Below are 18,842 nucleotides of genomic sequence, written 5' to 3'. Positions count from 1 at the left end.
TCGTGGTGGAGCACGAGGACCACGCCATGACCATCGGGTCCGTGGTGGACCGGCTGCCCCGGCTGACGCGGCTGTGGCAGCTCGACCCCGGCGAGGACGCCGGACCGGGCGCGGTCGCCGAGCTGGCCGCGGCCGGGGAGGGCATCGACGAGGAGGTCGTGCAGCGGCACCGGCGGGCGGTGACCCCCGAGACGGTGGCGACGGTCATCTACACCTCGGGCACCACCGGCCGCCCCAAGGGCTGCGTGCTCACCCACGCCCACTTCACGGCCGAGACGGACGCCGTCCTCGCCGGCTGGGAGCCGGTCTTCCGCTCCCGCCCCGGCGACCAGGCCTCCACCCTCCTCTTCCTGCCGCTCGCGCACGTCTTCGGACGGATGGTGGAGGTGGCGGCGGTCCGGGGCGGGGTGAAGCTGGGCCACCAGCCGTCGATGACCGCCTCCGAACTCCTGCCGGACCTGGTCGCCTTCCGGCCGAGCTTCGTCCTCGCCGTGCCGTACGTCTTCGAGAAGATCTTCCACTCGGCGCGCCGCAAGGCGGAGCGGGAGGGCCGGGCCGGCGTCTTCGACAAGGCCGTGGACGCGGCCGTGAAGTACGCCGAGGCGGTGGAGCAGAAGTCCTTCGGCCTGGGCCCCGGACCGTCGGCGGCGCTGCGGGTACAGCACCAGTTCTTCGAGAAGACGGTGTACGCGAAGGTGCGCGAGGCGCTCGGCGGCCGGATCCGGTACGCGATGTCGGGCGGTTCGGCGATGGACCGCCGGACGGGGCTCTTCTTCGCGGGCGCCGGCGTCACCGTCTTCGAGGGGTACGGCCTGACGGAGTCGACGGCCGCGGCGACCGCGAACCCGCCCGGGCGGGTCAGGTACGGCACGGTGGGCCGGCCGGTGCCGGGCACGACCGTGCACATCGCGGAGGACGGCGAGGTGTGGCTCCACGGCGGCCAGGTCTTCTCCGGCTACCTGAACGACCCCGCGGCCACGGCGGCCGTGCTGAACGACGGCTGGCTCGCCACCGGCGACCTGGGCGCGCTCGACGCCGACGGCTATCTGACGATCACCGGGCGGAAGAAGGAGATCCTGGTGACCTCCGGCGGCAAGAGCGTGGCACCGGGCGGCCTGGAGGAGCGGGTGCGGTCGCATCCGCTGATCGCCCAGTGCCTCGTCGTCGGCAACGACCGGCCGTACATCGCGGCCCTGGTCACCCTCGATCGGGAGGCGGTGGACCACTGGCTCGCCATCCAGGGCCGGCCGCCGCTCTCCCCCGCCGAGCTGGTCCGCGACCCGGACCTGGAGACGGAGATCCGGCGCGGGGTGGTGGCGGCGAACACGCTGGTGTCGCAGGCGGAGTCGATCCGCACCTTCCGGATCCTCGCCCATCCCTTCAGCGAGGAGCACGGGCTGCTCACGCCGTCCCTGAAGCTGAAGCGGAAGGCGATCGAACGGGCGTACGCGGCGGAGGTCGAGGCGCTGTACGGCTGACCGGCGGCGCGCTCCGGTCGCCGGAATGATGCGGGCCGGGTGATCGTTGGGGAGGAAGGGGGCGGGCGCCCGCGCGCCCGTCCGCGTACGACCACGACGACGTAAGGATCCATTCCACGTGAGCACGGACAGCAAGGTCCCCTCGGTCATCCTCAACAACGGCGTGGCGATGCCGCAGCTCGGCTTCGGCGTCTGGCAGGTGCCGGACGACGAGGCGGCGCAGGCCGTGGCCACCGCCCTGGAGGCCGGATACCGCTCCATCGACACGGCGGCGGTCTACGAGAACGAGCGGGGCACCGGCCAGGCCGTGGCCGCCTCCGGCATCCCCCGCGAGGAGCTCTTCGTCACCACCAAGCTGTGGAACAGCGAGCAGGGCCACGACTCCACCCTGCGGGCCTTCGACGCCTCGCTGGAGCGGCTCGGCCTCGACTACGTCGACCTGTACCTGATCCACTGGCCGGTGCCGGAGAAGGACGCGTACGTCGACACCTACCGGGCCTTCGAGAAGATCCTCTCCGAGGGCCGCGCCAAGGCGATCGGCGTCTCCAACTTCCTCCCCGAGCACCTGGAGCGGCTGACGGCCGAGACCTCGGTGGTGCCGGCGGTGAACCAGATCGAGCTGCACCCGCAGCTGGCGCAGGCGGAGTCCCGCGCGTTCCACGCCCGCCTCGGCATCGCGACCGAGGCGTGGTCGCCGCTGGGCCAGGGCCGGGGGCTGCTCGACGTCCCGGCGCTGGTCGCCGTCGCCCGCAAGCACGGGCGGACCCCCGCCCAGGTGGTGCTCCGCTGGCACCTCCAGCTGGGCAACGTGGTCATCCCGAAGTCGGTGACCCCGGCCCGCATCCGCGAGAACATCGAGGTCTTCGACTTCGAGCTGGACGCCGAGGACATGGCGGCGATCGCCGCGCTCGACGAGGGCCGGCGCCTCGGTCCGAACCCGGCGGAGTTCAACGTCGCCTGAGCCGGACGGCGACGGTGACGGAGACGAAGGCGGAGACGGGGGCGGGGCGATGACGGAGACGCTGGCGGGGACGGGGACGGGGACGGCCGGTGGGGGCGGGGGCCCCGCTCCCGTCCCGGACGGTCTGTACCGGGTGCGGAACGTGGGCAGCGGCCTCGTCCTGGAGGTGTACGCGGGCTCGCGGCGCGGCGGCGCGAAGGTCCAGCAGGGCGCCGCGACCGACGCCCCCGGGCAGCACTGGCGGGTGTCCGCGGTGCCCAACGGCGGCGGGCTGTACCACCTGGTCAACGCGGCCAGCGGGAAACGGCTCGACGTGGTGAACGCCTCCACGGAGCCGGGCGCGCTCGTCCAGCAGTGGCGGGCGAACAACTTCGGCGCCCAGGAGTGGATCATCGAGCAGGACGTCGAGTCGCCCGGCACGGTCACGCTGGTGAGCTTCGTCAGCGGGCTGCTGCTGGAGGTGGCGGACGGCTCGGCGGCCGAGGGCGCCGACATCCGCCAGGGGGAGGACACCGACTCGCCGTTCCAGTGGTGGCGGCTGGAGCCGGTGCCCTCCTGAGCCGGGTGGCGGCCCGCGCGGTTCAGCCCTTGCGGGCGGTGTGGACCGTGTGGGCCGTCAGGTGGAAGAGGTCCGTGCGGTGGTGCAGGGACCGCTCGTCGGCCGGGTCGAGGAGCCGGTCGAGGGTGGCCCGGTCCTCGGCGCCGAGCCGTTCCCCGAAGTTCTCGCGGAGTCGTCCGAAGTGGGCGACGGCCAGCTCGCGGACGACCGGCGGGACGGGCGCGGGCACGTCCACGAGGAAGGTGCGGGTGCCGGCCGGGGTGAGGCCCGCGGAGACGAACATGGCCCGCCAGTCGTCCGGCTCGCGGGTGGCGCCGGGCAGCTCGGACCGCATCCGGGCGAAGGAGTCGGCGTGCTCGGCGTCGAAGCGGGCCTCCAGGCCGGGGCGGCCGATGCCGATGTCCCGGGGCAGGTGGCGGGGGGGCAGTCCGCCCTCGACGAGGGCGACCAGGCCGCCGGGGCGCAGCAGCTCGGCGAACGCGGCGAGCGCGGCCCGCTGGTCGCCGATGTGGTGCAGCGAGTTGCCCGCCCACAGCAGGTCGGCCTCGCCCAGGCCGGCGGTCTCGTCGGGGAGTTCGGCGCGCAGGGTGGAGACCCGGCCGCCGAGCCCCCGGGCCTCGGCGCGGGCCCGGGCCCGCTCCAGGAGCTCCGGGGAGCCGTCGACGGCGACGGCCTCGGCGTACGGGAACGCCTCCGCGAGCAGCGTGGTGATGACGCCGGGGCCGCTGCCGACGTCGAGGAGGCGGCGCACGCCGGCCACCGGCACGAGGGTGCCGAGCCAGTCGGCGGCCTCGCGGTAGGCGGTGCCGGCGACCTCGGCCTGGAGCTCCAGGAGCGGCGCGAGCCGGGCCCAGTCGAGCTCGCCGCCTTCGCCGTGCGCGTGGCCGTGGTGGGCGTGGCCCGGTCCGTGGGCGTGGCCCGGTCCGTGGGCGTGGTCGTGGTGCGGGGCGTGGGTTTCACCGTGCTGGGTCATGGGACCAGGGTGCGCCGGGCCTCGCCGGAAACGCGAGAAAAGTTGCCGGTACGGCAAACGTGTCGGCGCCGCCGGTCCCCGGGGCGAAAGTCCCGGGACATCGTCCGGGGCGGCTGTTAGCCTCGGGAACATGGGTGCGTACCACTTCTCCTTCTTCCTCTGATTCCGGGGCCGGCCCGGCCGCTCGCGGCCGTGGGCCGGTTTCGCGTGCCCTTCTCCGCCCCACGCCTCAGAGGAATCCCCATGCGCGCTCGCGCCCAGCTCTCCCTCCGCCAGGTCGGCGTCTCCTTCGGTGATCGCCGGATCCTCGACCGGGTCTCGTTCACCGTCCGGCCCGGCGAGAAGGCCGTCGTCGTCGGCGAGAACGGCTCCGGCAAGTCCACCCTGCTGCGGCTGCTCGACGGCGGCCTGACCCCCGACGAGGGCGAGGTCCTCGTCCGCTTCCCGGGCCCCGTCGCCCGGCTCGCCCAGACCCTGCCGGAGACGTACCCCGTCGGCCCCGACGACACCGTCCAGGACGCCGTCGACCTCGCCCTCGCCGAACTGCGCGCCCTGGAGGCGGAGTTGCGGGCGGCCGAGGCGCGCCTCGGCGAGGCGGGACCGGAGGAGCTCGCCGCGTACGGCGAACTCCTCGACCGCTTCGAGGAGCGCGGCGGCTACCGCGCCGACGCCGAGACCGCCGCCTCCCTGCACGCCCTCGGCCTCGGGCACGTCACCGGCGACCGGCCGCTCGCCACCCTGTCCGGCGGCGAGCAGGCCCGGCTCGCGCTCGCCTGCGTCCTGTCCTCCGGCGCCGAGCTCCTGCTGCTCGACGAGCCGACCAACCACCTCGACGCCGACGCCGTCGACTGGCTGCGGGGGCGGCTCGCCGCCCACCGGGGCACCGCGCTGGTCGTCACCCACGACCGGGCCTTCCTCTCCGGCTTCGCCACCACCGTCCTGGAGGTGGACCGGGACCGGCGGACCGTGCTGCGGTACGGGGACGGCTGGGCCGGCTACCGGGCCGCGAAGGCCGCCGAGCGCCGCCGGCTGGTCCAGGAGCACCTGGCGTGGCGGGAGGAGGTGGCCCGCACGGAGGAGCTGGTCGCGGCGGCGGGACAGCGGCTCGCGGTGACCGGCAAGGACCCGCGCCAGGGCTTCGGCAAGCACCGGCGCTCCAGCGAGAACAAGCTCTCCGGGCAGGTGCGGACGGCCCGCCGCCGCCTCGACGAGCTGCTGCGGGAGCCGGTCGCCGCGCCGCCCGAACCGCTGCGCTTCGGCGGCCGGTTCGCCCCGGCCCTTCCCGCACTCCCGGCCGGAGAGCGCACGGAGGCGCTCGCGGAACCGCTCGTGGAGCTGACCGGGGTCCGGGTCGACGACCGGCTCGCCGTGGACGGACTGCGGATCGGGGCCGGCGACCGGCTCCTGGTCTCCGGACCCAACGGGGCGGGGAAGACGACCCTGTTGCGGGTCCTCGCCGGTGAACTCGCCCCGGAGGAAGGGGAGGTGCGCCGCACCGGCCGGGTCGGCCACCTCGCCCAGGAGCTGCCGCACTCCCCCACCCGCCGGACGGCCCTCGCCGTCTGGGCGGAGGGCCTGCCCGGGCCGGCCGAGGAGCACGCCGGGGCGCTGCTCGCGCTGGGGCTGCTGCGGGAGGAGGACCTGACCGTGCCGGTGGCCGCGCTCTCCGCCGGCCAGCGCCGACGGCTCGAACTGGCCCGCCTCGTGACCCGCCCCGCCGACCTGCTGGTCCTGGACGAGCCGACCAACCACCTGGCGCCCGCGCTCGTCGAGGAGTTGGAGGAGGCGGTCGCCGCCTTCCCCGGCGCGGTGGTCGCGGTCTCCCACGACCGGACCTTCCGCGACCGCTTCGCCGGCCGCCGCCTCGAACTGTCCGGGGGCCGGGTGGTCCGCTAGGAAATGCCGGGCTTCGCGTAGGACACCAGGCGGTACTCGGGGTCCGGGCGGGGGCGGTCCCGGTCCGGGAGGGCCGCGAGGGCGGCGGCGAGGGTCTCGGTGGTGGCCGGGTCGCCCCGGAACCAGGAGGCGTAGTGGCCGGCGCGGAGCCTCCGGGCCGTGGACCCGGGGGTGGCGCCCTGGCCGTGGCCGGTGAAGGAGGTGGCGCCGGCCGGGGCGAGGCCGTGGGCGGCGGCGAGGGCGTCGACCCGTGCGGCGCGGTCGTGGGCGGCGGCGGGCGCGCGGTGCGGGCGCAGCAGGGCGTCGATGTCGCTGCCGACGTCGTGGGCGGCGTCCTTGTCGACGGTGACGGCGAGGACGCCGCCGGGGCGCAGCACCCGGGCGGCCTCGGCGACGATCTCGCCGGTGAACGGCACCAGATGGAGCAGCCACACCGCGCAGACCGCGTCGAGGCTCGCGTCGGGGAACGGCAGCCGGCGGGCGTCGGCGCGGACGGCCCGGCCGGGGAGCCGCGGGGCGGCGGCCCGCAGCATGGCGTGGGCGGCGTCGGCGCCGAAGACGCGCAGCCCCGGCCGGGCGATCCGCTCGGTGACGAGGCCGGTGCCGCAGGCGAGGTCGAGGAGGGTGCGGGCGCCGGGCGGCACGAGCCGCAGCACGGCGGCGGCCGCCGCCCCGGCCCGGGGCACGCCGCCGCGCGTCTCGTCGTAGTGGGCCGCCTCGGTCTCGTAGTCGAGCAGGGTGTCCACCATGGCGGACAGCCTGGGGAGCGGACGGCGCGTCAGTGGGCGCCGTGGCCGGGGGCGGCGGCCTCGACGCGCTCGGCGAGTTCGAAGTCCTTCTCGGTGAGGGCGCCGCCCGCCGAGTGGGTGGAGACGGCCAGGGCGACCGTGTCGTAACCGAGCGTCAGCTCCGCGTGGTGGTTCAGCTCCTGCTGGATCTGGGCGACGTGGACGACGAGGGCGGTCGCGGCGAAGTGGTCGGCGAGCCGGTAGGAGCGGGCCAGGCGCGCGTCCTCGACGGACCAGCCGGGGAGCTCCCGCAGTCGGTCCTCGATCTCCTTCTGCGACAGCGGCTGCGTGGGCACGGGGTGCTCCCTCCGGTCGGTGGTGCGCGGGGTGGGGCGGGGGTGCGGGTACGGCCCCGGGAGGAACGTACCCGGTCACCCCTCTGGGATACCGTCTGCGCATGACGACAGTCGTGAGCGACACGGGGGTGGGGCCGCTGCTGCGCGGCTGGCGCGAGCGGCGGCGGCTGAGCCAGCTGGAGCTGGCGCTGCGCGCCGACTCCTCGGCGCGGCACATCTCCTTCGTCGAGACGGGCCGGTCGCGGCCGAGCGAGGAGATGGTCCTCAGGCTCGCCGAGCACCTGGACGTGCCGGTGCGGGAGCGCAACGCGCTGCTCCTCGCGGCGGGTTACGCGCCCCGGTACACGGAGTCGCCGCTCGACGCGCCGGAGCTGGAGACGCTGCGGCAGGGCATCGCGCGGCTGCTCCAGGGGTACGAGCCGTACCCGGCGCTGGTGGTGGACGGTTCGTACACGGTGGTGGCGGCCAACCGGGCGATCGGGATGCTGCTCGACGGGCTGCCGGAGCACCTGCTGGCGCCGCCGATGAACGCGATGCGGATCACCCTGCACCCGGAGGGCCTGGCGCCCCGGATCCGCAACTTCCGGGAGTGGCGGGGGCACCTGCTGGCCCAGATGGAGCGTCAGATCGCCTTCGCCCGCTCGGACGCGCTGCGCGCGGTGTACGAGGAGGTGACGGCGTACCCGCTGCCGGAGCCGCCGGAGGCGGGCGACGCGGAGGACCCGGAGCCGTACCCGTACTTCGCGCTGCCGCTGCGGATCGAGCACGGCGGGCGGGTGCTGTCCTTCGTGTCGTCCATCTCGACCTTCAACACGCCGATGGACGTGACCGTCGCCGAGCTGGCCATCGAGACGATGCTCCCGGCCGACCCGGCGACGGCGGAGTACCTGCGCTCCCTCAGCGGGTAGCGGCCCGCAGCGCGGCCCACTGGAGGAGGGCGAAGCCGGCGACGGTGCCGGCCTGCATCGGGGTCCAGACGAGCCCGGCGGTGGTGGGCTCCAGCCAGGCGGCGAGGGCGACCAGGCTGAGGACGGCCCACAGCAGGTTGGCGTCCACGACCAGCTTCACGGCGGCCGCCGGGGGCTGCGGGCGGCTCGCGAGCCAGGCGACGCCGGCGGCGAAGGCGGTGAGGAAGAGGCCCAGTCCGAGCAGGAGCGCGGGGGCCACGCCGAGGAGGTCGCCGAGCGGGCCGGAGGCGAGGGCGTAGGCGAGCCCGTTGGCCCCGGTGACGACGGCGTCGAGGGCGAGGAACCGGCGGACCATGGACTGCGGCTGGGTGGTGCGGGCGAGACCGGCGAGCAGGGCCTGGGACATGACGGATCACCCTCCAGTGGGGACGTGCGTACGGTGGGACCCGGCGCCCGGGCGGAGTGCGCCGCCCGGGTTCCGGTGGTTCAGAGCTTGCCGCCGGGGGCCGGTGCGGGTCGATTACCTGGGAGGTCATGGCCGCCGGCCGGCCGGATCCCGGGCGGGTCAGCGGACCGGGGGCTCGCGGCGCGGGCGGGCGGCGGCCGGGGCGTGCTCCGGGGCCGGCCGCACGGGCTCCGGGGCCGGGGCGGGCGCGTCCTCGGCGGTGCGGCGGGCGGCCCGGGCGGCCTCGGCGCGCAGCAGGGCCTGGAGGACGGCGTACGGATCTGCGGGCATGACGGTGCTCCTCGCGGGTGCGGGGGTGGGTGGGGGCTGCTGGGGGCGGGGCCCGTCAGCAGCGCATCACCACCCGCCGGTGCGCGGAGGGGAGCGGGGCGGGTGCGGGGACGGCGGCGGCGCGCCGCGGGGCGCGGCCGGCCGGGCGGGGGCGCGGGGCGGGCGGGACGGGCCGGCGGCGGGTCCGGTGGTGCCGGGTGCGGCCGGGGACGCCCGCCTCGGCGGGGACGGGCTCGTGGGTCTCCCCCGCGGGGTCCGGGGCGGCGGGCGCGGTGGCCGGCCGGGGTTCGGCGCCGGCCGCGGAGGGGGTTCCCGCCGCGCCGGTGCCGGCGAGGGCGGCGAGGACGAGCAGCAGGACGAGGAGGAGCCGCCGGAGACGTGCCGGTGCCCCCGCCGGGCCGGCGGGGGCGCGGGACGGCCGGAGGAGAAGCGCCGGCCCGGGTGCGGGGCTCACGGTGATCCGTACTGCCCCGCCGGCCCGGCGGAGGCTCCGTCCGGCCGGGAGATCCGCCCTCCTGGACTACGCCGCCGGGGCCGGATTCACCGCCTCGGCGGGCTCGGGGGCGTCGGCCGCGGCGCGCTTGCGGGCGGCCATCCAGGCGTAGACGAGGACGCCGGCGAAGAGGAAGAGGACGCCCTGGTAGACGGCGGCGTGGCCGGAGCCGGCGACGAGCCAGAGGGAGAAGCCGAAGGCGGCGAGGGCGAGGAGGGTGTCGCGGACCAGCCGGGAGCGCTGGACCCGGTCCGCCCGCCCGGAGAGCAGGAAGTAGATCTGGGCGGCGGCGGAGAGCAGGTAGGGGACGGTGGCGGTGAAGGTGGTGACGAGGACCAGCGTCTCGAAGACGCCGCCGGAGCCGGCCGTGTAGTTGTACACGGTCAGCAGCGAGGCGAGGACGACGGTCACCACGACGCCGACGGTGGGCACCCCGCGCCGCTTCACGGTGAAGACCTGCGGGAAGAGGCCGTCGCGGGCGGCGGCGTACGGGGTCTGGGCGCTGAGCAGGGTCCAGCCGTTGAGGGCGCCGACCATGGAGACCAGGGCCATGCAGGCGACGGCGGCGCCGCCCCAGGTGCCGCCGAACATCAGGTTGACGGAGTCGGCGAAGGGGGCGCTGGAGTCGACGAGCCGGTCGTGCGGGACGGTGCCGAAGACGGAGACCATGGTGAGCAGGTAGAGCGCGGCGGCGGCGAGGGTGCCGAGGACGGTGGCGCGGCCGACGTTGCGGCGCGGGTCGCGGACCTCGCCGGCGCTGACGGCGGCGGACTCGACGCCGAGGTAGCTGAAGAGCAGGATCGCGGCGGAGGCGGAGACCGCGCCGAGGGCGCCGCCGTCGGTCGCCTGGAAGGGGCCGAGGTTGGCGCCGTCGAAGAAGAAGAACCCGCCGACGGCGACGAGCAGCAGCGGGACGAACTTGAGCACGGTGGCGACGACCTGGACGGCGCCGACGTACCGGGTGCCGGCGAGGTTGGCGGCGGCGGGCAGCCACTGGACGGCCAGGGCGGCGGCGAGGGTGGCGGCCTTCGAGTCGTGCAGGGGCACGAGGACGTCGAGGTAGCCGACGGCGGCGACGGCGAGGGCCGCGTTGGAGACCCAGGCGGTGATCCAGTACGACCAGGCGGAGAGGAAGCCGGCGAAGTCACCGAAGGCGGCGCGGGCGTAGACGTACGGGCCGCCGGTGACCGGGTGGCGGCGGGCGAGCCGGCCGAAGACCAGGGCGAGGGCGAGGGCGCCGAGGGTGAGGATGCCGAAGGCGACGAGGCTGATGGTGCCGTAGGGGGCGACGGAGGCGGGCAGGAGGAAGATGCCGCCGCCGATGATGTTCCCCAGGACCAGGGCGCTCGCGACCGGCAGTCCGAAGCGCCGGACGTGCTGCCGGCCGGTGCCGGACCCGGTCTCGGTCCCGGTCTCGGTGCCGGTGCCGGTCTCGGTCTCGGTGCCGGCCGGGGGGAGGGTGGGGGCCTGGGGGGCCGTGCTCATGGGGTGGTGCGCCTTCCGTCGTGCGGACCCGGACGTCCGTCGTACGGATCCGGCCCATCGTGCGGGAACGGCGAACACCCGTCCAAATCCGTGGTTTTTGTCCGGCGCGACCACCCTGAAAACCGGAAGAACTCATTCCGCTTCAAGGGCTGACGAGGAAATTTCCGGAGCGTCCGCCGGCGGCCCCAGCGGCACCTGCGGGCCGTCGTCCTCGCGCAGCCAGCGCCGCAGCACCCGGTGCACCCGCTCGGCGCCCACCAGCTCCTCCCCCTCCGCGACCGGCGGGGACAGCGCCGGCGGGGACAGCAGGAAGGGGCGCGACTGCTCGCCGCCCAGGCCGCCGTGCGAGCCGATCTGCTCCTCGAAGGCGTGCACGGTGCCGGTCGCCGGGTCGTACATGGAGTTGACCATCACGTCGGCGACGTGCGGGAAGCCGTCGGTGCGCCGGACCGCCTCGGCCGCGCCCGGGCCGAAGACCGCCAGCGGCCCGTCGTCCGCCAGCTCCGCCACCGGCACCTCCACCCCGTCCCGGGCCAGCACCACCGAGCCGTGCTCGGCGCTCGCCACCAGCAGGAAACCGATCCCGGGATGCTGGGCGAGGGTCCGCAGCAGCGCCGGATGGCGCCGGTCGATCTCCTCCTTCGTCATCCGGTGCGGCACGTCCGGGAAGGAGATCAGGCCCAGGTTCCCGGAGGCGAGGACGACCGGTTCGGAGGGCCGGGCGGGCAGCTCGCGCTCCGTCTCCCCGGCCTCCTCCACCGGCCGGTGCAGGGCGCTGCGCAGCGCGTCCCGGGCGGCGTCCCGGGCCTCCGCGCCGCTGCGGGTCCGGCCGACCCGGCGCGGCACCGGCAGCCCGCACCCGGCCCGCACCAGCTCCTTCAGCGTCAGCCCGTACGCCCCCGCGAAGGTCTCCCCCGGGCTCTGCCCGTGGTCGGAGAGGAGCACGATCCGGTACGGCCGCGGGGCGTGCTCGGCGACCCGGGCGATCAGGGCGACGGCCCGGTCGAGCCGGCGCAGCACCTGGTCCGTGTCGCGGCCGCGCGGCCCGGAGTGGTGGGCCACCTCGTCGTAGGCCACCAGGTCCGCGTAGACGGCGGTGCGCCCCGCGAGCACGTCGCCCAGCACCGCCGCGACCACCACGTCCCGCTCGACCACCGTCGCGAAGGCGCGGACGAAGGGGTACGTGCCGCCGCGCCGGATCCGGGGCGTCTCGCGGCGCAGCCGGGCCCGGGTCGACTGGACCACCTCGCGGACGACCTCGCCGGCGAACGAGCCGGCGGTGCGGACCGCGTTGGCCGGGTCGGAGAAGTACGCGAAGTAGCCGGCCCGCGAGCGGTTCCGGCGGCCGCGCCGGGCCGCCACCGTCAGCACCAGCGCCACCTGGTCGGCGCCGCCGCTGAACAGGTTGCCCCGGGAGGCGCCGTCGAGGGTGAGCAGCCCGCCGTCGCCGGTGCGGCGCACCGCCCGGCGCTGGAGCTCGACCGCGCTCGCCGGCCGGTTCGACACCATGACGCGGCCGGTGTCCTTCTCGTACCAGCGGAAGGCCGGCACGTCCTCGTTGCTGCCGTGCAGGATGCCGAGCTGGCTGGCGCCGGTCTGGCTCGACCAGTCCGTGCGCCACGGGGTGAGCCGGTGGCCGGCGTCGAGCCAGCCCGCCACCGTCGGCATCAGCCCGTCGGCGACGGCCGCCCGCAGCACCTCGTGGCCGACGCCGTCGAGCTGGAGGAAGACCGTGCCGGGCGCGGGCACCGGGACGGACCGCGGGTCGCGGGGGCGGGTGCGGCCGGTCAGCCGGTAGAGCCGGCGGCGGTACGCGTCGTCGTCCCGCACGGCGAGCGCGGTGGAGGTCGCGGAGGCCACCGCGGACATCACGGCCGCGACCACGACCGCCGTCTCCGGGTCGGCCGCCCCGCGCCCGTCCGGGATCAGCCAGAGCGCGACGAGCAGCAGCGAGCCGTTGAGGAAGAAGACCAGCAGGCCGAGCACGAGCGCCGGGACGAGCAGCAGGGCGCGGACGACGAGCGGCCAGACGAGGGCGGTCAGCAGGCCGAAGGCGCCGGCGGCCCAGGCGGCGGTGAGGGCCGTGCGGGTGAGGCTGTCGCCGTCGGCGGACTGGAGCTGGAAGTCCGGGAGCAGGCCGGCGAGGGCGAGCAGGGTGACCGTCGAGACGGTCCACACGGTGAGCACGCGGACGGCCGTGCGGCCCGTGCTGCGCCAGCGGTCGTTCCTCGGCTCACCCACGCGACACCTTCCGCCCAAACATCCCCCCACCCTGACATACCTCCCCACCCCGAGCCCCGCCCACCCCACGACGGGGCCGTTCCGTGGCCGCGCGATGCCCCGCGCCGGGCCGCGCGGGTGCCCCGTGCCGGGGCCGTGCGGACGGGCCCGGTCCCGCCACCGTGTGGGCAGGCGTTCCGCGGGGCTGGGGGTCCCCCTGGACGAAGTCCTTGGGGGAGGGTGGGCACACCCCCGGTGCGGCGCACGTGTGCGGGGCGTTCAGGCGCGGGAACCTAGGCCCGGTACGGGGCGCCGTCCCGTTGTGCCCACCCGTTCCGCCCCAGCGGAACGATTGCCCACAACGGGGGGCGGGCGCGACACGCGAGGGGGGCGCGGCACGCGAAGGGGCGCGGCGCGCGAGGGGGCGCGGGCTCGGAGGGGTCAGGTGCCGTCGTAGCCGGCGGTGGGCATGGAGAGGCGGCGGTGGACGGCGGCCTTGGCGGCGGAGTCGTACACGGGCCCCGCCGCGTCCGCCGTCTCCACCCGCACCCCCCGCCGCGCGCACTCCGCCCGGAAGCCCGCCACGGAGGTCAGCGCGCGCGCCAGCACCCGCTCGTTCGCCGCGACGAAGACGTCGACCTCGCCCGCCTCGACGTCCGCCCAGAGCTCGTCGTGGTCGGGCCGGACGCCGTAGAAGAGGAGTTCGCGGGCGACGACGTAGCCCCGTTCGACCGCCCAGCGGGCGCACGCCGCGTGCTGGCCGCGCGTGTCGACGAGGAAGGGGGCGGAGTCGAGTTCTTCGAGCGGGGTGAGGCTGGCGATCGCCGCGACCCGGACGTCGTTCATGGCCCGACCCTACTGCGCCGCGCGGCCGCACGGGAGGGCCGCCGGGCCTCTACCCTCGTCAGGGAGAGCGCGCGGGCGACGGAAGGGCGGCATGCCGGTGGAGGTCACCTGGTGGGGGCACGCGACCTGCACGGTCGAGGACTCCGGGGTGCGGTTCCTCACGGACCCCCTGTTCGCGCGGCGGCTCGCGCACCTGCGCCGCCGCCGGGGCGCCCCGCCCCCGCCGGAGGCGGCCGTCGCCGAGGCGGTCCTCGTCTCGCACCTGCACTCCGACCACCTCCACCTGCCGTCGCTGGCGCGGCTCGCGCCGGGGACCCGGGTGCTCGTGCCGCGCGGCGCGCCCGAGGCCGTGCCGGGGCTGCGCCGGCTGGCGGCGGGCGGGCTGCGGCTGACGGAGGTGGCGGCCGGCGACGAGGTGGCGGTGGAGGGCGTGACGGTACGGGCGGTGCCGGCGCTCCACGACGGGCGGCGGCTGCCGTTCGGCCCGCACCGCTCCCCCGCGCTCGGGTACGTCGTCGAGGGCGGGGCGCGGACGTACTTCGCCGGGGACACCGGGCTGTTCGACGCGATGGCGGAGGAGGTCGGGCCGGTGGACGTGGCGCTGCTTCCGGTGGGCGGCTGGGGGCCGTTCCTGGGGCACGGGCACCTGGACGCGGGGCGGGCGGCGGAGGCGCTGGCCGCGCTGTCGCCCGCGGCGGCGGTGCCGGTGCACTACGGCACGTACTGGCCGATCGGCCTGGACGGGGTCCGGCCGCACGAGTTCCACGCGCCGGGGGACGAGTTCGTCCGGCAGGCGGCCCGGCTGGCGCCGAAGGTGACGGTCCACCGGCTGGCCCACGGCGAGCGGGTGCGGCCGGAGGTCGCCCGGTGACGGGTGGGCTGCTCGCCGCGGTGCGGGACCTGCCGCCGGAGTCGACGCAGCAGGCGGTGGGCTACCCGTCGCTGTTCCTGCTGGTGGCGCTGGGCGCGCTGGTGCCGGTGGTGCCGACGGGGGCGATCGTCAGCTCGGCGGCCGTGGTCGCCTTCCACCAGTCCTCGCCCTTCTCGCTGCTCTTCGTCTTCCTGCTGGCCTCGGCCGCCGCCCTCCTCGGCGACCTGGCGCTGTACTGGCTGGGGCAGCGCGGGGTGCGGTCCCGGAACGGCTCCCGCTGGCTGGCGGCGCTGCGCGGCCGGGTGACGCCGGACCGGCTGGCGCAGGCGCAGGAGCGCCTCGACAGCCACCAGGTGTCGGTGCTCGTGCTGTCCCGGCTGGTGCCGGCCGGGCGGATCCCGGTGATGCTGGCGTGTCTGCTGGCCCGGATGCCGCTGCGCCGGTTCGCGCGAGGCGACGCGGCGGCGTGTCTGGCGTGGGCGGCGACGTACCAGCTGATCGGCGTGCTGGGCGGTTCGCTCTTCCCGGAGCCGTGGCAGGGGGTGGTGGCGGCGGTGGGCCTGACGCTGCTGGTCGGCGCGGTCCCCGCGCTGTGGCGGCGGATCCGGGGCGGCGGCCGGGAGGCGCTACGGCACGAGGACGCGTGAGCCGCCGACCGGGAGGTCCCACAGGTCCTCGCGGGGCAGTCCGGCCCGCTCCCAGGCGGCCCGGACCCGGGTGAGGGGTTCGAGGACGGGTTCGGCGGAGAGGAGGAAGGTGGCCCAGTGCATGGGGGCCATCCGGCGGGCGCCCAGGTCCTGGTGGGCGCGGACCGCCTCCTCCGGGTCGGTGTGGACGTCGCGGAGCCACCAGCGCGGGGCGTAGGCGCCGATGGGGAGGAGCGCCAGGTCGATGCCGGGGTGGCGGCGGCCGATCTCGGCGAACCAGTGGCCGTAGCCGGTGTCGCCGGCGAAGTAGATCCGCCGGCCGGCCGGGTCGGTGAGCACCCAGCCGCCCCACAGGGAGCGGCAGGTGTCCAGGAGGGTCCGCTTGGACCAGTGGTGGGCGGGGACGAAGTCGAAGCGGACGCCGCCGAGTTCGGCCGCCTCCCACCAGTCGAGCTCGGTGACGCGGGTGAAGCCGCGGCGGAGGAACCAGCGGCCGAGGCCGGCCGGGACGAGGACCGGGGTGGCGCGCGGGAGCCGCCGGAGGGTGGGGGCGTCGAGGTGGTCGAAGTGGTTGTGGCTGATGACGACCGCGTCGACCGGCGGCAGGTCCTCCCAGCGGACGCCGACCGGGGTGAGCCGGGCCGGGGTGCCGAGGATGCGGCGGGACCAGACGGGGTCGGTGAGGACGGTGAGGCCGCCGAGGCGCAGGACCCAGCTGGCGTGCCCGGCCCAGGTGACGGCGACGGTGCCGGGTCCGGCGGGCGGCGGCGGGCCGGGTTCGAAGGGCAGCAGCGGGATGTCCCGCAGGCCCTCGGGCCGGGGGCGTACGGCGCCTTCGCGGGCGAGCCGGGCGAGGGCGCGGACGCCGGGCAGGGGGGCGGTGAGCCGGTCGGCGAAGCTGCGGGGCCAGTCCCGGCGCAGCCGGCCGAGCGGCTGGAGCACGGAGGTGGGGAGCGCGGCGCGGCGCGGGGCCTCGGCGGCCGGGGCGGGGCGGGCCGTCCGTTCGGTCATCTGCGGGCTCCGTTCTGTGCGGCGGGGCCGGCCGGGGGCCGGGCCAGGTCGTGCAGGGCGGCGGCCAGCGCGTCCAGGGCCCGGACCGCCTGGGGCAGCCGCTCGGGTTCGCGGGCGGCGAGGGTCTCGGCGCGTTCGGGCGGGGTGGTGCCGAGCAGCGGTCCGGTGTCGAGGCGGACGCGGAGCGCGCCGAGTTCGTCGCCGAAGCGGTGGCCGCCGGGGACGGGCCGGCCGAGGCGGGCGGTGAGGAGCTGTTCCAGTTCCAGGGAGTCGGTGACGCCGTGGGCGGCGAGGCCGGGGCGGAGCGGCCCGAGGTCGGCGTAGAGGTGGCGGCCGGCCCGCGGGGGCCGGGCGAGGGCGCCGGCGGCGAGGACGGCGCGGTGCGCGGCGGCGGCGAGCCGGCCGTGGACGGCGGCGGCGCGCCGGGCCGGTACGGAGACGTCCTCGGGTTCGTCGAGGGCGTGGGCGACGGCGGGGGCGAGGGGGGCGGGGAGGACGGCTCCGAGGGCGGTGAGCACGTCGAGGGCGCGGGCGCGGGGGTCGCCGTAGCGGTCGGCGCGGTCCGGGCCGGTGGGCGGGAAGCGGGCGATCGCGCAGGGCCAGGAGGCCGGGACGAGTCCGCCGCCGGCGAGGTCGGCGAGGACGGTGACGTCGTCGGGGCACATCTCGGCGGGGCTGAGGAGGACGGTGTCCTGGGGGTGGTGGAGGGTGTCGCGCCAGGTCTCGTCGCTGACGACGTGGAGCCCTTCGGCGACGGCGGCCTCGCAGGTCTCGCGGACGAGTTCGGGCGGGGGGACGGTGGCGGTGGGGTCGTCGGCGACGGAGAGCAGCAGCACGCGGGGGTCGCCCCCCTCGGCGCGGACCCGGCGGACGGTCTCCAGGAGGGCGTACGGGTCGGGGACGCCGCCGGCCTCGGCGGTGGTGGGCACGTGGTAGGCGGGCCGGCCGAGGAGCCGGATCTGCGGGGTCCACCAGGCGGGGCAGGGGCGGGGCAGCAGCACGTCGCCGCCGTGGGCGGCGAGCAGGGCGAGGAGCAGGGCGGGGGCGCCGGGGGCGACGAGGGCGTCCTCGCCGTGGCCGCGCAGGCCGCGGCGCCACCAGTAGCCGGCGGCGGCCTCGCGCAGGACGGGTCCGCCGCCGGGCGGTTCGGGGGCGGTCCGGCCGGCGGCGGCCGCGAGGAGGGCGGTGAGCGCCGGGGGGACGGACCGGCCGCTCTCGGGCGCGGGAGGGCCGTAGCGCACCGGGCCGCGGCCTTCCGGAGCCGTCTCCCGCATGTCCCGTACCTCCTGAGCGCACGGGGGCGCCGGGCACGGCGTCCCCGTGCCCTTTATACGGAGGTTCGCCCCGGCCCGCCCGTCCAGAGGGCGGCGATCGGGTGACGGGGGCGCGGGAGGGACGGCCGGCGCGGACGCGGGAGGGGTCCGGCGCGGGTACGGGCGCGGCCCCGGGGCGCGGGGTCCGGCGGAGGGACGGGAGGCGCGGGTACGGCGAGGACGCGGAGGCGCGGGTACGGCGTGGCCGCGACGGCTCGGGGCCGGCGAAGGCGCGGCGGCGGCCCGGTCCCCCCATGGTCCGGGCCGCCCCCGCGATGCGCGCCCCCGTTGCGCGCCTCCCCCGCACGGAAACATATAGAAGTCCTTTCTAGAAGCCAACTCCAATCGGCCGACTTCCCCCCGAGACCCTGACCACACCCGCGCCAACCGCCCTCCGCCCCGGGCGGGTTGACGCTCCCGCCTTCCCTCCGGTGGTCCACATCGCAAGACGCCGGTCTCACCATCCGGCGAATGGCCCTACCGTGGAGCCACACACCCACACCGAGGGAGTCGCTTCCATGACGCACGCCTCCGCGCGCCCCCAGGTCCACGAGACCGCCGTCTACACCCACGGGCACCACGAGTCGGTCCTCCGCTCGCACTCCTGGCGCACCGCCGCCAACTCGGCGGCCTACCTGCTGGGCGAACTGCGCCCGGGGCTCGACGTGCTGGACGTCGGCTGCGGACCCGGCACCATCACCGCCGACCTGGCCGCGCTGGTCGCGCCGGGCCGGGTCACCGCCGTCGACGCGGCCGGGGACGTCCTGGAGAAGGCCCGCGCCACGGCCGCCGAACGGGGCCTGGAGAACGTCGAGTTCGCGGTCGCCGACGTGCACGCCCTGGACTTCCCCGACGACTCCTTCGACGTCGTCCACGCCCACCAGGTGCTCCAGCACGTGGGCGACCCGGTGCGGGCGCTGCGCGAGATGCGCCGGGTCTGCCGGCCGGGCGGGGTCGTCGCCGCCCGCGACAGCGACTACGGCTCCTTCGTCTGGTACCCCGAACGGCCCGTCCTCGACGGCTGGCTGGACCTCTACCACCGGGTGGCGCGCGCCAACGGCGGCGAACCGGACGCCGGGCGGCGGCTGTTCGCCTGGGCCCGGCGGGCCGGCTTCACCGACATCACCACCACCGCGTCCGCGTGGAGCTTCTCCACCCCCGGGGAGCGGGCCTGGTGGAGCGGCCTGTGGGCGGACCGCACGACGGCCTCGTCCTACGCGGACCTGGCGGTCGAGGGCGGGCACGCCACCCGCGCCGAACTGGAGGAGATCAGCGCGGCCTGGCGCGAGTGGGGCACCCAGGAGGACGCCTCGTTCGTGGTCCCGCACGGCGAGATCCTCTGCCGGGTCTCCTGAGGGCCC

At 76.7% G+C, this 18,842-nt stretch carries 19 protein-coding genes; 8 read left to right on the top strand and 11 right to left on the bottom strand.

Annotated features, from left to right (window positions below):
- The 3 genes from AB0E83_RS14680 to AB0E83_RS14670 form a co-directional block, all read left to right on the top strand.
- Positions 1–1,478: AMP-binding protein (locus tag AB0E83_RS14680; protein ID WP_362110236.1), on the top strand; the 1,478-nt coding region annotated here is incomplete at its 5' end.
- A 169-nt stretch (positions 1,479–1,647) separates the two neighbouring features.
- Positions 1,648–2,439, top strand: coding sequence for an aldo/keto reductase (locus AB0E83_RS14675; RefSeq protein ID WP_362110251.1), 792 nt, complete (start codon positions 1,648–1,650; stop codon positions 2,437–2,439).
- 49 nt (positions 2,440–2,488) lie between these two features.
- Positions 2,489–2,998: an RICIN domain-containing protein gene (locus AB0E83_RS14670; protein ID WP_362110234.1), complete on the top strand. Its 510-nt coding sequence runs from the start codon at positions 2,489–2,491 to the stop codon at positions 2,996–2,998.
- A gap of 22 nt (positions 2,999–3,020) precedes the next feature.
- Here AB0E83_RS14670 and AB0E83_RS14665 read toward each other — a convergent pair whose 3' ends face one another.
- Positions 3,021–3,971 carry a class I SAM-dependent methyltransferase gene (locus tag AB0E83_RS14665; RefSeq protein WP_362110232.1) on the bottom strand — a complete coding sequence of 317 codons (951 nt, stop codon included), beginning with the start codon at positions 3,969–3,971 and terminating at the stop codon, positions 3,021–3,023.
- Positions 3,972–4,214: 243 nt separating this feature from the next.
- On the opposite strand from AB0E83_RS14665, the gene AB0E83_RS14660 reads away from it, so the two are divergent.
- Entirely contained in the window at positions 4,215–5,867 is a 1,653-nt protein-coding gene (locus AB0E83_RS14660; protein WP_362110230.1) for an ABC-F family ATP-binding cassette domain-containing protein, read from the top strand.
- Here the strand turns inward: AB0E83_RS14660 and AB0E83_RS14655 are convergent.
- Entirely contained in the window at positions 5,864–6,604 is a 741-nt protein-coding gene (locus AB0E83_RS14655; RefSeq protein ID WP_362110248.1) for a class I SAM-dependent methyltransferase, read from the bottom strand. The genes AB0E83_RS14660 and AB0E83_RS14655 overlap by 4 nt on opposite strands.
- Before the next feature lie 41 nt (positions 6,605–6,645).
- Positions 6,646–6,951 carry a 4a-hydroxytetrahydrobiopterin dehydratase gene (locus AB0E83_RS14650; protein WP_362110228.1) on the bottom strand — a complete coding sequence of 102 codons (306 nt, stop codon included), beginning with the start codon at positions 6,949–6,951 and terminating at the stop codon, positions 6,646–6,648.
- A 101-nt stretch (positions 6,952–7,052) separates the two neighbouring features.
- Between AB0E83_RS14650 and AB0E83_RS14645 the strand changes: the two genes are divergently transcribed.
- Positions 7,053–7,859, top strand: coding sequence for a helix-turn-helix transcriptional regulator (locus AB0E83_RS14645; protein WP_362110226.1), 807 nt, complete (start codon positions 7,053–7,055; stop codon positions 7,857–7,859).
- Here the strand turns inward: AB0E83_RS14645 and AB0E83_RS14640 are convergent.
- The 6 genes from AB0E83_RS14640 to AB0E83_RS14615 all read right to left on the bottom strand — a co-directional run bounded on the left by AB0E83_RS14640 (position 7,849) and on the right by AB0E83_RS14615 (position 13,639).
- Entirely contained in the window at positions 7,849–8,265 is a 417-nt protein-coding gene (locus AB0E83_RS14640; protein WP_362110224.1) for a hypothetical protein, read from the bottom strand. The two genes, AB0E83_RS14645 and AB0E83_RS14640, sit on opposite strands and share 11 nt — an antisense overlap.
- Positions 8,266–8,424: 159 nt before the next feature.
- The gene (locus tag AB0E83_RS14635) at positions 8,425–8,595 is read right to left on the bottom strand and encodes a hypothetical protein (protein WP_362110222.1); all 171 of its coding nucleotides are present in this window, start codon (positions 8,593–8,595) and stop codon (positions 8,425–8,427) included.
- A 55-nt stretch (positions 8,596–8,650) separates the two neighbouring features.
- Positions 8,651–9,049 (bottom strand): hypothetical protein, encoded by a 399-nt coding sequence (locus AB0E83_RS14630; protein WP_362110220.1) that lies wholly within the window; start codon positions 9,047–9,049, stop codon positions 8,651–8,653.
- Between the two features lie 66 nt (positions 9,050–9,115).
- Positions 9,116–10,573: an amino acid permease gene (locus tag AB0E83_RS14625; RefSeq protein WP_362110218.1), complete on the bottom strand. Its 1,458-nt coding sequence runs from the start codon at positions 10,571–10,573 to the stop codon at positions 9,116–9,118.
- Between the two features lie 132 nt (positions 10,574–10,705).
- Positions 10,706–12,814 (bottom strand): phage holin family protein, encoded by a 2,109-nt coding sequence (locus AB0E83_RS14620; RefSeq protein WP_362110216.1) that lies wholly within the window; start codon positions 12,812–12,814, stop codon positions 10,706–10,708.
- Between the two features lie 420 nt (positions 12,815–13,234).
- Positions 13,235–13,639 carry a hypothetical protein gene (locus AB0E83_RS14615; protein WP_362110214.1) on the bottom strand — a complete coding sequence of 135 codons (405 nt, stop codon included), beginning with the start codon at positions 13,637–13,639 and terminating at the stop codon, positions 13,235–13,237.
- 91 nt (positions 13,640–13,730) lie between these two features.
- Between AB0E83_RS14615 and AB0E83_RS14610 the strand changes: the two genes are divergently transcribed.
- Both AB0E83_RS14610 and AB0E83_RS14605 read left to right on the top strand, forming a co-directional pair.
- The gene (locus AB0E83_RS14610) at positions 13,731–14,510 is read left to right on the top strand and encodes an MBL fold metallo-hydrolase (protein ID WP_362110212.1); all 780 of its coding nucleotides are present in this window, start codon (positions 13,731–13,733) and stop codon (positions 14,508–14,510) included.
- Positions 14,507–15,157: a VTT domain-containing protein gene (locus AB0E83_RS14605; protein WP_362110210.1), complete on the top strand. Its 651-nt coding sequence runs from the start codon at positions 14,507–14,509 to the stop codon at positions 15,155–15,157. The genes AB0E83_RS14610 and AB0E83_RS14605 overlap by 4 nt, the downstream gene beginning before the upstream one ends.
- Here AB0E83_RS14605 and AB0E83_RS14600 read toward each other — a convergent pair.
- Both AB0E83_RS14600 and AB0E83_RS14595 read right to left on the bottom strand, forming a co-directional pair.
- Positions 15,137–16,168 (bottom strand): MBL fold metallo-hydrolase, encoded by a 1,032-nt coding sequence (locus tag AB0E83_RS14600; protein WP_362110208.1) that lies wholly within the window; start codon positions 16,166–16,168, stop codon positions 15,137–15,139. The genes AB0E83_RS14605 and AB0E83_RS14600 overlap by 21 nt on opposite strands.
- Positions 16,165–17,442, bottom strand: coding sequence for an aminotransferase class I/II-fold pyridoxal phosphate-dependent enzyme (locus AB0E83_RS14595; RefSeq protein ID WP_362110206.1), 1,278 nt, complete (start codon positions 17,440–17,442; stop codon positions 16,165–16,167). Before AB0E83_RS14595 ends, AB0E83_RS14600 begins: the two co-directional genes overlap by 4 nt.
- A 557-nt stretch (positions 17,443–17,999) precedes the next feature.
- Here AB0E83_RS14595 and AB0E83_RS14590 point away from each other — a divergent pair.
- Complete coding sequence (locus AB0E83_RS14590; protein ID WP_362110204.1) at positions 18,000–18,836, top strand: methyltransferase domain-containing protein; 837 nt, start codon at positions 18,000–18,002, stop codon at positions 18,834–18,836.
- Positions 18,837–18,842 lie beyond the last annotated feature (6 nt).

It is taken from the genome of Streptomyces sp. NPDC035033 (assembly GCF_040636735.1).
Classification (GTDB): domain Bacteria; phylum Actinomycetota; class Actinomycetes; order Streptomycetales; family Streptomycetaceae; genus Streptomyces.
Note: the sequence above shows the minus strand (reverse complement) of the source record. Positions and strands in the feature narration are given on the sequence as shown.